This window comes from Bradyrhizobium sp. USDA 4472 (genome assembly GCF_054058595.1).
Window position 1 is genome coordinate 5029529 of sequence record NZ_JBSSAM010000001.1, and the last position, 13830, is coordinate 5043358.

The window sequence follows — 13830 nt, forward strand, 5'->3', positions numbered from 1 at the left end:
TTCTCCGGCCCTGGCGGGCCTCAAACCGGATCAAATACAATGGCGACCACGTCGACGAGACCGATCACTGAGATCAAGGGCTGCGAAGTCTGTGGCAACGACAAGCTCGTGCCGGTGCTCGACCTCGGCCTGCACCCGCTGTGCGACGATCTGGTGAAGGTCGGTGATTCGCGCCAGTGTCAGGAATATCCGATTTTGATCGATTTCTGTCCGACCTGCGCCACTGGGCACCAGCGCTTCCAGGTTCCGAAGGAAGATCTCTTCCCCAGGGATTATCACTACCGCTCGCGCTTCACCGCCGACGTGCTCTCCGGCATGAAGAGTCTCGTCGCGACATGTGCCGAGCAGATGGGCTCACTGGCGGGCAAGGTTGTGCTGGACATCGGCTGCAATGACGGCAGCCTGCTCGACTTCTTCCGAGAGGCCGGCGCGAAGACGGCCGGCATCGAGCCGACCGGCGCGGCCCAGGATGCCGCGGCCAAGGGCCATTTCGTGGTGCAGAACTATCTCAGCACCGAGACCGCAGCCGAGATCCTTCGCGGCGTCGGCACGCCCGACATCATCACCTTCACCAACGTGTTCGCGCATATCGAGGACCTGAAGGGCGTGCTGGGAGCGCTGAAGGCGCTGCTGGGACCCAACACGGTCATCGTGATCGAGAACCACTATCTGGGCGCGGTGCTGGACCGGCATCAGTTCGACACTTTCTATCACGAGCATCCGCGCACCTATTCCTACAAATCGTTCAGCTTCATCGCGAAGTCTCTCGGCCTCGAGATCGACAATGTCGAATTTCCGGCGCGCTATGGCGGCAACATCCGCGTCATCCTGGGCCGCGCTGCGAAGAGCGATACGGCCGCGGCCGACGTGGTGGCACGCGAAAACAGCTTCCAGACCGAGTTCGCTCGGCTCGCGCGCGACGTCGAGCTCTGGAAGGCGCACAAGGGCGAGGAGCTGAAGAAGATCTTTGCAGCGCATGGTCCGATCCGCGCAAAAGCCTTTCCGGGCAGAGCGGCCATTCTGGTGAAGCTGCTCGGCCTGACCGAAAAGGAGATCGTCGCGGTCCACGAAAAGCCCGGCTCGATCAAGATCGGCCACTATGTACCGGGCACCCGCATTCCGATCGTGTCGGACGACGAGTTGTTCGCGCGTGGCGACCAGGGCAAGCCGCTGCTCAATCTCGCCTGGCACATCTCGCGCGAGATCCGGCAATATCTCTCCGACAACGGATACAAGGGTCCGGTGATCGACGTTCTCAGCTCCGACGACTTCCATGGCTGAGGCGCCCGTATTCACGATCCTCGGATCGGGTTTCGGGATGTATGGATATTTGCCCGCGCTCATCGAGTGCGGGATGAGGGTGGCGTTGCCTGAGCGCTATCAATCTACCGTCGGTGGGCGGCCGGAGCTGGTTCAGTACATGTCGCAGGTCGCGTGGTGCGCAACCACGGAGCAGGCGCTGGCGCAAGCCAACGGCGCAGTGGTTGCGCTCCGCCCGGCCGACCAGGCCGACTGGATTCCGCGGCTCGCCCGTATGACTGATATCCGCGACCTGATCCTGGAAAAGCCGGTCGCGCCCACGCCACAGCACGCCGCCTCCCTGCTCGACGAGTTGGAGAAGGCCGGGAAGCGCTACCGTGTCGGTTACACTTTCCGGTTCCTGCCCTGGGCAGAGCGGCTCCGCGTAGCCCTCGCTTCAGGTGTCGACGGCATTTCTCTCGACTGGATGTTCCTTGCGCACCATTACCGGGCCAATCTCGACAATTGGAAGCGGTTCGACGCCAGCGGTGGCGGCGCACTTCGCTTCTACGGCATCCACCTGATCGCGCTCTTGGCCGAGTGTGGGTACGATGAGGTAGCGGAGTCAGCACTGTCCGGCCCCTCGGACGCCGAGACGGTTGCCTGGGAAGCGACTTTCACCGGACAGGCTGTGAGCCCCTTCTTGCTGAAGATCGACACCCGCGCGGGGGAAACGCGCTTCAGGATCAACGCGCGACAGAGTGCTGACGGCGACAGGATCATCGCAGAGCAGGCCGATCCATTCTCCTCGGTGCAGCAAACGACCGTGCACGTCCGCGACCCGCGCGTCGAAGTGCTGAACCGGCTATGCCGATCACTGGATAAGGCGGACGGCGGCTACACGCAGCGTCAGCGCGCCATTGTTCGGCTCTGGACGCGTGTGGAGGAGCAGTCGCGGCGCCGCTAGAGCATGATCCGGAAAAGTGTGAAGCGGTTTTCCGAAAAATCATGCTCGAACAAAGACCTAAAGCGGGATGACGATCCCAATTTCATCGCGCTTCAGGTTTCTGGGCTATTGAGGTGCCAGCTCCAGCGCCTGCCGGCGCGCGGCCATCCAGATGTCGCCGTCCACCCTTGGATTCTGGACCTCGGGATAAGGTCGATAGCTTTTCTCCACGACCTCGAGCGAAGAGGCGGGAAGCAGGATGGCGGACCTGTAGGCCTCATACGACCACGCCAGCCACAGCCCGAAAATGATGGATGTCGTCGCCAGGCGTGACCGCATCGACTGCCCGAGTTCGCAACAAGAAACGACCAGGAGGATACCGTAAGCCAACGCGGGAAGCGCAAGGTGACGGTCACGCGCGTAAGAGTATGAAAACAACGTACCGCCGACAATCGTAAGCACCAAGATCACCAGCCACACCGGAACATCCCGTCTTTTGATCCGCATAGCCAGTCCGATGGCGATCAGGACAGTTGATGCGCCATGCAACAGCAGGTGATAGGTCACATGCGAGATGATGATGCCCCATTGGGTTGCGCGAAACAGCAGCGCCGCGAGCTGCGCAATCACATTATAGACGTAGAGCCTGTAGATGGCATGCCCGGGAAACAGGCTCATTCGCTGCTCGTGAGTCAGATAGTCGAAGAAGTATCCGACCGACTCGTTGACCCCGCCGGCCCCGATGGATGGGCCGAGCACGAGGGCGCGCAAGAGCAGATAGCCCGCCGTGATGCCGCCAAACACAAGCGCCGCCCTGATCGGCGCGGTGCGCAGGAAATAGAGATAGAAGATCGCGAGTGCGAGACCGTTCTCTTTCGATAGCACTGCAACCGCAAAGGCCAGCCCGCAGAGCACGAGCTTGGTGTTGATGGACTGCTCGGACAAAATCGTGGTCAGGGCGGCCGCAAAGCAGATCAAGATGATGACGTGCGGCAGCTCGCTGATCCAAATGAGGGAGCCGGGCAGGAAGGGAGATCCAAGCGTAAAGGTTACCAGCAGGAGGGAAGATTCCCAGGGCAGGCGAAGTTGCCGAACAACGACAAAGCCGAGCCACATCAGCAAGAGAAACGCGGCGAATTGCACCCAACGATAGGGTGCGAGGTCCATGCCGAACAGAAGGTACAGACTCTTCAGACAGATTTCCGCCACCGGCCGGTAGAAGGGACTCTGCAGGATCCAGGCGGGCGAAAGCGGGAGTTCCCAAAAACTCTGCTTTCGCAGCTTGGTGAACCAAATGAGATCGTCGTTCGGCTCGAAGGGCTGCTTGAGCATGACGTAAAAGAGCAACCCGGCGAGCAAGACGGTTCCGATCGCCATGACCGTGAGCAGGGCTGCGCGAGGTTCGATCCGCCCAGTCCAGCCTTGCAGCTCGATCCTCTCATCCACGGTCTTTTCACTCATTGTTTCGACCTAAGGGCATGGAGGTATCCTCGGGATGCGGCATCGGCAGCGGGGGGCGCCACTGCATTACCAAAGGTGATCGGTGCGGTCGATTTGTTTTCGGCTGCGGCGACGCCGCCATCATTGATTGCTGCAGCATGGCGCCCGACAGACACCCCCGATCGGCGCAGTCTCTCGCTCCACTCGAATGGCACCGTCGCCCGATGCGCCAAGCCACTGGCCGATGCTCCGAAAAAAGCCCGGCGGCTCTCCGACGGCAACCAGTCTTGCCGTTTCGATCTGGCCGTTTGAGGTGAAGCCGCCGAACCCGTATTGCGGATCGGCGCGGTGGCTCTCGCAAAGTGCGGCGAGGGCGGTGATCACGGGTGGAACGGCGGATTTGGCATAGTCGTTCGTCGCGGGATCAAGAACTTCCCGGTTCGAGATCGCAAGGTTCGGGCCGCTCTTTCCTCCGTTGACCAGGAAGGAAAGTTCGTAGAACGGGAAGAAGCGGCCGAACGCGCGGTACTTCCTGTCCGCCTCCATGACCAGCATCATCGTCCCCGGGGGCGAGGGATTCTGCGCGAACTCTTCGAGCAGCATGTGGGTCTCGCGCGCGTCCGCGAGCAGCCGCTGCGTGAAGGACAAGTCGAGCAGCAGAAACACCGCCGCGATTGCCGCGGCTGCCCGCCACAAGTACCGCGGGGGCACGATCAACCGCAATACTGCAACGATGACGAATCCGCTCACCATCAACAGCGTCGTCTGGTGGCGCGTTTCCCACAATCCGGTAAAGCGAGGCGGCTGACCGACCATCACGTAGGGGAATAGCGCGCCGATGATGAGCGCTCCTGCGGCGGCGAGCGTCACGGCCGTGACGAGCCAGCGCGGCCTGTCCAGATGATCGCCCTTTGTCGCCAGGGGGAGCCGCCAGAGCCACGCCAATGCGGCGAAGGCCGTGATTGCCATTGCAGCCGCGACGACAAGCTCCGGCAGGTCGCCCCGCGTGGGCAGAAGCGTGCCGGCATCCCTGAACTGGTCGATGAAGGCGACGGCTGTTTGCTTGAGCGCGGCCGGAATGCTCATCCTGAACTTGTTGTAGTTCGCGTAGAGACCGCTCGTCGGCTCGAGCAGCTGCTTTGCCGGCCAATAGACAAGGGGCAGCAAGAGGAGTTCGCCCCTGTTGGCCACGCCCCACAACATCGCGCTGATGCGCTGATCAAGAGGAGAGGAATGCTTCGTTTCCCGCCAGGCGGCGAGTGCGACGATCGCAGGGGCAACCCATGCCAGCACAAGAAACGAGTTGGTCGAAAAGGCCATCGTCAGAAGAATGACGGTCCCGACTCGTTGCGGGATCGAGGAGCGGTTCAGATCGCGCAGCAAAAGTAAGAGTCCCAGCGCGAAGAAGAGGCTCGAGAACGTGTATGGGATGGTCGACAGAATGAAGCGGGCCTGGTTGAGCGGCGCGAGGGCGGTCAATAGCGCAGCCCAGAATGCACTTGCTGCCGACCATTGGGTGACCCGTCTGATGATGTTGTATATCAATGGCGGCATGGCGCACCACAGTACCATCGCTGCGATGATCCAGACGCGCGGTTGTGCCAGGTCCGCAAAGGGGGCAGCCAACACAAACTGCTCCCGGCGCCCCATCTGCTTGAAGAACTCCCAGAACGAGCCGAGTTCGGAATACGCCAGCAGGACCCAATCATCCCAGAGCGCCTGGTTGATCAGGATGATCGGTCCCCAGGCGGCAAGGACGGCAAGGACCAGCAAAGCCTGGTATTTGACGTCATAATCTGCAGCTTTCATGCTCATGGGGTCAGTCACGCTGGCTTTCGGCGCTCGCGGGTAGTCGGACGCGGCGGCTTCTACCACACGCTCCTGCCGCCATCCATGACCAGGTTCTGTCCCGTCATATAGCTCGATGCATCCGAGCACAGGAACTGGACGGCGGCACGATATTCCTCGACGTCGGCCATGCGTCCCATCGGGATCAAGCGCGTCAGCCGCTCGACGAAGGCTGGATCCTGGTTGTTGAAGACGCCGCCCGGCGAGATCGCGTTGACGCGCACGCCATGGTCGGCCCAGTAGGTCGCCAGATATTTCGTTAATCCGATCAGGCCGTGTTTGATTACTGAATAGGTCACCGGCTTCACCGGCTGCTCCTCCTCGCGCGCGACATTCGGTTGCCGGTAGATGCGCTGATCCGGTGCGATCACGCCGAGGTCGGATGCGATGTTGAGAATCACGCCGTGGCGCCGTGCCGCCATTGCGCCGCCGAACACCTGGGCGCACAGCATCGCACCGGTGAGGCCGACGGCGATCTCGGTCTGCCATTGCGGCACCGGAAAGGCCTCGAAACGCGAGGAGTGCATCACGCCTGGCGCGGACGTCACTTTCGGATCGATGGCGGCATTGTTGACGAGGATGTCGATTGTGATGCCGCGGGCGGCAAGCTGCTCGCTCGCCGCGCGCACGGAGTCGGGCGAGGTGACGTTGATCTCGAGTGCAATCAGGTCTGCCGCAGGCGTGGATTGCTTCAGCGCCGCCACGGCCGACTCTGATTGTGCCAGGCCGACATCGGTCACGACCACGCGCGCGCCGGCTTCGGCGAGAGCCGCAACATGCTGCTTGCCCAACAGGCCGCCTGCTCCGGTCACAAGCGCGGTGCGTCCGGTCAGGTCATAGCGGGAAGAGGGGTTTGGCATCCAAAGCTCCTGTTCAACTTCTGAGCTGTCCGCCATCTGCCACCATCACGCTGCCGGTGATGAAGGCTGCGCGCGGCGAAACGAGGAAAGCAACGAGGTCGGCGATCTCTTCCGGCTTGCCGAGCCGCCGTAGCGCCACCTCGCGCTGAAGCATGTCGTCGACCGCCTGCTTGTTTTCTGCGATCTTGCGCGCCCAGGTGCCGTCGGAACTCAGGATATTCCCTGGGGCTACGGCATTGATACGGATCCCCTCCTGGGCCAGCGGCCGTGCCAGCCCGCGGACCGTCGCGTTCAGGGCAGCCTTCGCGGCATAATAGGTCACCGGCGCACCGAGTGCGGCCATGCCCGCAATCGAGGAGATGCAGACGATGGCGCGGTCGCCGCTACCGCGCGCCATCAGCGGTCGTGCGGCCTCGATCATGTTGGTGGTGGCGAAGAAGTTCAGGTCCATGACCCGCGACCATTCCGGCGCGGTCTCCTTGCCGGGCGGCACGGATGCACCGCTGCCGACATTGCAAACGAGAATATCGAGGCGTCCCCACTGCTTTTGGACGTCCTGCACCAGCGCGGCGGCGGCGGTCGGATCGGTGACGTCGGCGACGTGAACCGAATTGTGCGCGCCGACCGCGGCACCCGCCGCGTTCAGGGCGTCGGCGCCGCGTGCCGCGAGCGCGACCCTGGCGCCCTCCGCGGCGAGGCCAGCGGCAATGGCAAGACCAATGCCGCGGCTCGCGCCGGTGACGAGGGCCACGCGGTCGTCGAGCTCGAGCTTCATCGCGCGGCGTCCTCGATCCAGCCCGCCGTCATGTCGCGGTATTTGGCCAGCGCGCCGGAATGGTCACCGTCCGCGGCGCGCGCGGTTTGCAGGATGTACTGCCCCTTGTAGCCGGACTGCTCGATCAGCCGGATCGTCTTGGCGAGATCCGCATTGCCGGTGCCGAGCGGCACCGTGGTGCCGCCGCGAATACGATCCTTGATGTGCACGTTGAGGATCCGCGGCGCGTAGGCCGCGATCTCCTCGGCGCTGTCATAGCCGAGCGAAGCGCTGTTGCCGCTGTCGTAATTGATGCCGAATACTTCGGCCGGAAAGGCCTCCATGAAGCGGGCAAGTTCGCGCGGCGGCAGGTCGGATTCAAACACGATCTTGACGTTCCGCTTTGCCAGCTGGTCGCGGCGCGCGATCAGCACTTGCTTGAGCGTATCGCTCTCGCTCTCGCGTTCGATCTTGCCGTTGTCGACCAGCGGGATCACGACGAATTCGATGCCGATCCGGCTGCAGGCCGCGACCAGGAGATCGAGATCGTCGACCAGCGCGTCGCGCACGGCGCCCTCGACCTTCCAGAACGGCGCCTGCATGAAGCAATCGCCAGTCAGGCTTGGAATGCGCAGGCCGTTCTCGCGCGCCAGGATTGCGATCTCGCTCTGGCCGGCTTCAGTCGCGAGCGGATTCTCCCGCAGCCGGTCCTGATCGATGGTCCATTCCATCCGTGTCAGGCCGAGCGCTTTCGCGCGGGGGAATTCCTCGCGCCATTCGGTCCAGGGGAAGGCCTGAATCCTGCCGTCGACGAGAGCCGACAGGCGTCCCTGCATGAAGCCGATGCGTTGCAGCGTTGAGGTCACGATTTGCTATCCGAGCTGATGGCGAGGCCCTTGGTCGTCCAGCCGCCATCGACGAAGATCTCCTGGCCGGTCACATAGGCAGAGGCCTCCGACGCCAGGAAGATGGCGGCTCCGACCATGTCGGCCGGCTGTCCCCAGCGGCCGAGCATGGTGTGTCGGCGCCGCTCCTCGTGCATGACGGGATCGGCAAAACTTTTCGCGGTCATCTCGGTCGCGACATAGCCCGGCGCCAGCGCGTTGACGCGGATGCCCTCGGGCGCGTAGTCGCCGGCGAGCGCGCGCGTCAGGCCCGCGAGGCCCGCCTTCGCTGCGACGTACCCGGGATTGCCGGGAAAGCCGCGGGTCGAGTTGATGCTGGTGACGTTGATGATGGCAGCCGCGCTCGCGTTCTTCAGCAGCGGATAGGCGGCGAGGATGGTGGCGTAGACGCCGGTGAGGTCGGTCGAGATCGTGGCGCGGAAGCGCGCGAGCTCGCCGTCAGCGCTTTGGGCCGGGAGGCTGACGCCGGCTGCGTTGACCAGCGCGTCGATTCGCCCGGCTTCTCCGGCGATCACGGCGAATGCACGCGTGATTGCGGCATCGTCGGAGAGATCGCAGGCGATGGCCCTTACGCCCTGCGGCGCGGTTCCCGAGCGGCTGAGGCCGAACACGGTCGCGCCGGCATTCTTCAGGCCGTCAGCGATCGCAGCGCCAATGCCGCGCGAGGCGCCGGTCACGACGGCGATCTTATCCGCGAGAGAGAAGGCGCCGAGATCAGGCATAGCCGTAACTGCGCATGATGGCGGCACAGAGCTTGACGTCCTCGGGGCGGTCGATCTGGAACATCTTGTGACGCTCCATCAGGTGAAAGCCGATCTTGCCGCCGAGGCGATTGCTCTGCTCGCGCAGGAGTGAAGGGACGAGGACGTAGAACGAGCCGTTCTCGAGGTAGCGCTTCTCGATCTGCTGCCGCATGCGGCGGTTGCGATAGTCGTAGTTGATCGGCTCCGGACCGCTTTGGCCGATGCGCCAGTTGAAATAGTCCTCCACCTCGCAAACGGAGAGCAGGCTGTCGAGATGATCGCGATCGAACGTGTCGAGCGCCTGTTCGATGTCACTTGGCTCGCGGATCGGCGAGGTCGCCTGCAGCGCGACGATGCGTTCGAACCGGCCCATCTTCCCGTCGATGGCATCGAGCGCGTTCAGCCAGGCGGATTCGGAGGAGGCGAGGTCTCCCGAAATGTCGTCCGGACGCCGCACGCCGACTGCGCCGGCAGCTTCGGCCGCTTGCAGAATCCTGTCGCTGTCGGAGGACACCGCCACCACGTCGACGCCACGCGCCGCGCGCGCCTGTTCGACGGTCCAGGCGATCAGCGGCTTGCCGCAGAGATCGAGCAGGTTCTTGTGCGGGATGCCCTTGGAGCCGCCGCGTGCGGCGATCACGGCCAGCGTCTTGCGCGCCATCAGATGTGTCCCTCGAGACGTTCGAGCGCAGTCCAGAAGCCCTCGCCCATGTTCTTGTGGCCCTGCCAGATCTCGGGAATGAAGGATGCTGTGGGGGCGTGCTTGCGCAGCACCTGTCCGATCTCGTCGAAGTCGATCTCGCCTTCGCCGACCTGGAGGCCTTCGCCGTCCAGTCCCTTGGCGTCGCCGAAGTGCAGATGCGCGGTGTGGGGGCCGAGCTGGGCGAGGCCTTGCGCGAAATCGAAGCCGAAATGGTTGGCCGCAAGTTTCGTGTGCGAGATGTCGACGCACATCCGCAAATCATGGCTGGCGCAGAAGGCTGCGGATTCCTCAGGGAAAATGAAGATGTTCTGGTGGCGCTGACCGCCGAAATGCCAGGGGAACGGTGCCATGGTCTGCGGCGTCAGCTCGACACCGTCCATGTCGAGTTCCTTCAGGCTTTGCGCGAAAATGCGATAGCGTTCGGCCTTCTCGTCCGGCGGCAACGGCTCGTCCATGGTGAAGCCGCCGATATTGGCGACGATCGGCGGACGCTTTGTCTTGGGGAAGAATTTCTTCAGGCCCCGGGTGATGTCGATCACGGCCTGGGTCTGCTCCAACGAATAGCGGCGCAGCGCCTCGTCCGGCGTTGCAAGGTCCATCAGCTTGGAGCCGGCGAACAGTTCCGGCGCGTGCACGACGAAGCCGAGATCGTAGGTGCCGGAGAGATAGGCGCCGGGATCGCGCTCCATGTCGCTGTAGCTGAGATGGAACTCGACGATGTCAGGCTCGCAGATTTCCAGGAAGCGCTCGGCGTCGTGATAGCGCACCGGCACGCCCCAGGGGCGGTCGAAGCGATAGCGCCGGGCCTTGGCGGCACCCGCGTCGAGGTCGCTCTGGAAGAAGTAGTCGTCGACCGCCATCCTGCGCTTGAGGGTTCTGCCGATCAGCGCCGGCATTTTCAGCGGCGAGAGGCCCTGGCCCGGACTCTTGACCGCAATGTCGTCGTCGGAAATGACCGTGCCGGCTTCGATGTCGCGTGCGGCGACCAGGCTCTTGGCCAGGTTCTCGCGATTGATGAGCTCGCCCTGGCTGAGCGCGCGCTCGGCAAGCTTCTCGCCGCGCGCCGCCTCGACCTCGCGGATGCCGGTGACGAGCGCCTTGAATTCCTCCGGCTCCAGGCTCGCGGCATGGTCGGGGCCTTCCATCTCGCGGTCGAGCGTGATGTGGCGCTCGATCACGGCGGCGCCGAGGGCGACGGCCGCCGTCGACACCGCGGTGCCGCGCTCATGGCCGGAATAGCCGACGAGCGGGTGGATCTCCCGAAGCGTTTCCATGAAACGCAGGTGGATGTTGTGAAGCGCGGCCGGATAGGTGCTCTGGCAATGCAGGAGCACGTAGTTGCCGTTGCGCTCGTCGAGGAATTTCGCAGCGGTCTTGATTTCCTCGGTCGTGCTCATGCCGGTCGAGACGATCAATGTCTTGCCCGTCGCGGCGAGCTTGGCGAGCAGAGGAAGGTTGGTGAGGTCGGCGGAGGCGACTTTGTAGGCGGTCACGCCAAAACCCTCGAGCACCGCGACGCTTTTGGCGTCCCAGGGCGTGCAGAGATATTCGATGCCCTTCGAGGCGCAATAATCGGCGATCCTTTTCTGCTGCTCGGTCGTAAGCTCGAAACGGCGCAGCAGGTCGAGCGTGTACTCGACGGCAAGGTCGTCGTCCTTTCCGGAGAGCGAGGAGGCGCGGTAGACCTCGTCGAGTTTGCGCATCTGGAATTTGGCGCAATCCGCGCCGGCCGCGATCGCTGCATCGACCAGCGCGATCGCGCGATCGAAGTCGCCATTGTGGTTGTTGCCGACCTCGGCGATCACGTAGCAGGGCTGGCCGTCCCCCAGAAGGCGGTTGCCGATGCGGATCGGGGCGATCTTATGGGACGAAGTCATCGATAATCTCTTCTCACTCGTCGGCCGGCTGGGCCGGGAAGCGCGATTTCCAGGTCCTGAGGCCGTTCTCCTCGAACATGATGCGGGCACAGCGCAGGCCCTTCTGCTCCAGCGCGGAGATCAGCGGGTAGCGCTCGAACGGCCGCACGAAAAACAGAAAATAGCCGCCGCCGCCGGCGCCCAGCAGTTTTCCGCCGACCGCGCCGTGCGACTTGGCGAAGTCATAGATATGGTCGAGCTCGCTCGAGGAGATCTTGGAGCTCAGCTTGCGCTTGGCGTGCCAGGCCTCGTCGATCAGTCGGCCGCATTCGAGCAGCCGGCCGCGCAGAAGGTGCTTGCGAATCTCGCGTGTCACCTCCTTCTGCTTGGCGGCGGCGGCGACTGCATCTGAGGTTTCGTGTTGTGCCTTCTGGTCGCGGTGGATCGCGCCGGAGTCATGACCCGAGCCGGTATAGCAGAGCACCAGGCTCTCCTCGAGCTCGGCGATGATGTTGGGGTCGAGGCGCAGCGGCACGATGGTGTTCTGGTCTGACGAGAACTCCATGTGATTGAAGCCGCCGAACACGGTGGCATATTGATCCTGCCAGCCGCCGGGGATATTGAGCATCAGCCGCTCGGCCTGGAATGCCATCTCCGCGATCTCGTGGCGGTCCCACTGATCGCCGCGGAATTCGTTGAAGCAACCGATGATGGCCGAGGACACCACGGCCGAGCCGCCGAGCCCGGAGCCGACCGGGAAGTCGGCGGAGACCTCGAGCTCGAATCCGTAAGTGGGCTTGATCAGGCGGATCACCGATCTGATCAAGGCGAGATCGCCGCCCGCGCCGAGCTCTGCGAGACTGCTTGCCTCGACCGTGCAGCGGAAGTCGTGCGAGTAGATTCGGATCCGGGGGTCGCTGCGTCGCCTGAGCGTTGCATGGGCGTACATCTTGATCGTGGCGTTGATGACTGCGCCGCCGTCGTTCTCCACGAAGTAATGCGTCAGGTCGGTGCCGCCGCCGGAGAAGCTGATCCGCACCGGAGAGCGGCCGCGCGCAAACACCTCGCTCTCTTCCGAGAGGTTGAACAGCTCGCGGCTGAAAACGTCGACCAGCCGTCCCTCGCCGTCGAGGATGGGCACGACGTGAACACGCTGATCGAGCAGCTTGAGAATTTGCTCGCGCGGTCCGCCGGCGCGCGCCCACACGAACTTGCGATTGACGCACGCTGCGACGCTGTCGTGGATGGTGATGCCGGTCAACATCCGCCTACGGATGTCGCCATCTGTCACCGCGCCGACGATCCGCCCGCCGGCATCCTGCGCAAAGAGGATGCCGAGCATATTGGCATTGAGGCGCCGGAAGGCTTCCTCAATCGTCTCGGTCTCGGCGATGGTGACGATTGTTCGCTCAAGCACGCTTTTGGGTCCGGAAGAAGGCTGATTGCATGGGCCGCGATCAATGGCGCAGGCCCCAGCTAATACGGTAGCAGTCGGTGCGATGCAAGGTTCCAGGTCCCACCGGACCCCGTCATTCGGCCGGTCTGCGGCGATCCCAGGTCACTTCCGGAGGCAACGATCGAATGCGGGCGTGGCGTCGCGCAGAAAGGCCTCGGACCATCGTTCGGCGCTCGCCGCGTTCAGATGGCTCTCGTCGAGGGTCGCAAGGTGATCGAGATGTGGCACGATCACCGGCAGCTGGAACTGCTTGCCGATGCGATCGGCGATGGGCTCATCCGTCAATATGCTGTTGGGAACGGCGGTGAGAATGATGCAGTGACGCGGCAACCGAAGCCCGCGCAGCAAGATGTCCGCAGCCTTCTCGAATTCCAGCAGTGTTGCCTCGTCGGGGGCGGGCGGACGGGTGGCGGGGTCTATTGGAATAGACTTGTTCAACTCGGCAAACGTGCCCTGCCAAAGCCAGTCGCCCGTGTCGCGCCGGCGCCACAGCGTCTGGAGCTTCTCGGTGCATGCGAAGGCAAGTGTCGCACAGATAGGTCTCACCACGCGGGTGAAGGTAGCCTTGAGCAGATACGCGTACAGCGTTGTCCAGTACAGTGATTTTCTCTTGGAGCCGAACATCTCGGCCGGTGTCGACAGCAATTTCTCGCTGAAGAATGTTGCGTCGGAATTGATGACGACGATGTCCGGATTCAGGTCGTACTCCTCCATCAGCCGTTGGATGAACACCATGTTCTCGTAATAAGTGAAGCCTGCGAGGTAGTACGGCAGGCGCTTCTGCTCGAAATAGCGTCGGGTGGCTCCGGTCGAGAAGCCGAACTGCAAACGGCTGTTGCCGAGGAACAGGATTTTGGCATTGCGGAGCGACTTCGTCGCCTCGGGTTCGAGATTCCAATAGAACGCGCCGTGTTCGTAGTCGCCGTAGTCGTTGCTGTTGCAGTAGGTGAGGAAGGCTGAGGGATCGGCGTTGGTCCTGCACGAAAGTGCTTTGGGAAACCAATAGACGAGCGGAAAAATCGCGGTGGAGATTGCGGCGGTCGCGACAAAAACCGTGATGAGGACGAGATTGCGCATGGG

At 63.2% G+C, this 13830-nt stretch carries 12 protein-coding genes; 2 read left to right on the forward strand and 10 right to left on the reverse strand.

The window, feature by feature from the left end; translation table 11 throughout:
• Window positions 1-39: 39 nt before the first annotated feature.
• Both ACVWZ4_RS23405 and ACVWZ4_RS23410 read left to right on the forward strand, forming a co-directional pair.
• Window positions 40-1281 (forward strand): class I SAM-dependent methyltransferase, encoded by a 1242-nt coding sequence (locus ACVWZ4_RS23405; RefSeq protein ID WP_456738735.1) that lies wholly within the window; start codon window positions 40-42, stop codon window positions 1279-1281.
• A complete protein-coding gene (locus tag ACVWZ4_RS23410) occupies window positions 1274-2206 on the forward strand; it encodes a hypothetical protein (protein ID WP_456790365.1) in 933 nt (310 codons plus the stop codon). Before ACVWZ4_RS23405 ends, ACVWZ4_RS23410 begins: the two co-directional genes overlap by 8 nt.
• 105 nt (window positions 2207-2311) lie before the next feature.
• On the opposite strand, the gene ACVWZ4_RS23415 is transcribed toward ACVWZ4_RS23410, so the two are convergent.
• The 10 genes from ACVWZ4_RS23415 to ACVWZ4_RS23460 all read right to left on the reverse strand — a co-directional run bounded on the left by ACVWZ4_RS23415 (window position 2312) and on the right by ACVWZ4_RS23460 (window position 13827).
• Window positions 2312-3646 (reverse strand): hypothetical protein, encoded by a 1335-nt coding sequence (locus ACVWZ4_RS23415; RefSeq protein ID WP_456790366.1) that lies wholly within the window; start codon window positions 3644-3646, stop codon window positions 2312-2314.
• Between the two features lie 120 nt (window positions 3647-3766).
• Window positions 3767-5500: a hypothetical protein gene (locus ACVWZ4_RS23420; RefSeq protein WP_456738732.1), complete on the reverse strand. Its 1734-nt coding sequence runs from the start codon at window positions 5498-5500 to the stop codon at window positions 3767-3769.
• The gene (locus ACVWZ4_RS23425; protein ID WP_456738731.1) at window positions 5494-6333 is read right to left on the reverse strand and encodes an SDR family oxidoreductase; all 840 of its coding nucleotides are present in this window, start codon (window positions 6331-6333) and stop codon (window positions 5494-5496) included. The genes ACVWZ4_RS23420 and ACVWZ4_RS23425 overlap by 7 nt, the downstream gene beginning before the upstream one ends.
• Window positions 6334-6346: 13 nt before the next feature.
• Window positions 6347-7108 (reverse strand): SDR family NAD(P)-dependent oxidoreductase, encoded by a 762-nt coding sequence (locus tag ACVWZ4_RS23430; RefSeq protein WP_456770129.1) that lies wholly within the window; start codon window positions 7106-7108, stop codon window positions 6347-6349.
• Window positions 7105-7953, reverse strand: a complete 849-nt coding sequence (locus tag ACVWZ4_RS23435) for a sugar phosphate isomerase/epimerase family protein (RefSeq protein ID WP_456738729.1) — start codon at window positions 7951-7953, stop codon at window positions 7105-7107. Before ACVWZ4_RS23435 ends, ACVWZ4_RS23430 begins: the two co-directional genes overlap by 4 nt.
• Entirely contained in the window at window positions 7950-8714 is a 765-nt protein-coding gene (locus ACVWZ4_RS23440) for an SDR family oxidoreductase (protein WP_456790367.1), read from the reverse strand. The genes ACVWZ4_RS23435 and ACVWZ4_RS23440 overlap by 4 nt, the downstream gene beginning before the upstream one ends.
• The gene (locus ACVWZ4_RS23445) at window positions 8707-9396 is read right to left on the reverse strand and encodes an acylneuraminate cytidylyltransferase family protein (protein ID WP_456738727.1); all 690 of its coding nucleotides are present in this window, start codon (window positions 9394-9396) and stop codon (window positions 8707-8709) included. The genes ACVWZ4_RS23440 and ACVWZ4_RS23445 overlap by 8 nt, the downstream gene beginning before the upstream one ends.
• Window positions 9396-11315, reverse strand: coding sequence for an N-acetylneuraminate synthase family protein (locus ACVWZ4_RS23450; RefSeq protein WP_456790368.1), 1920 nt, complete (start codon window positions 11313-11315; stop codon window positions 9396-9398). The genes ACVWZ4_RS23445 and ACVWZ4_RS23450 overlap by 1 nt, the downstream gene beginning before the upstream one ends.
• A 13-nt stretch (window positions 11316-11328) precedes the next feature.
• Window positions 11329-12711 carry a GHMP family kinase ATP-binding protein gene (locus ACVWZ4_RS23455; RefSeq protein WP_456790369.1) on the reverse strand — a complete coding sequence of 461 codons (1383 nt, stop codon included), beginning with the start codon at window positions 12709-12711 and terminating at the stop codon, window positions 11329-11331.
• A 141-nt stretch (window positions 12712-12852) separates the two neighbouring features.
• Window positions 12853-13827, reverse strand: a complete 975-nt coding sequence (locus tag ACVWZ4_RS23460) for a hypothetical protein (protein WP_456790370.1) — start codon at window positions 13825-13827, stop codon at window positions 12853-12855.
• Window positions 13828-13830 lie beyond the last annotated feature (3 nt).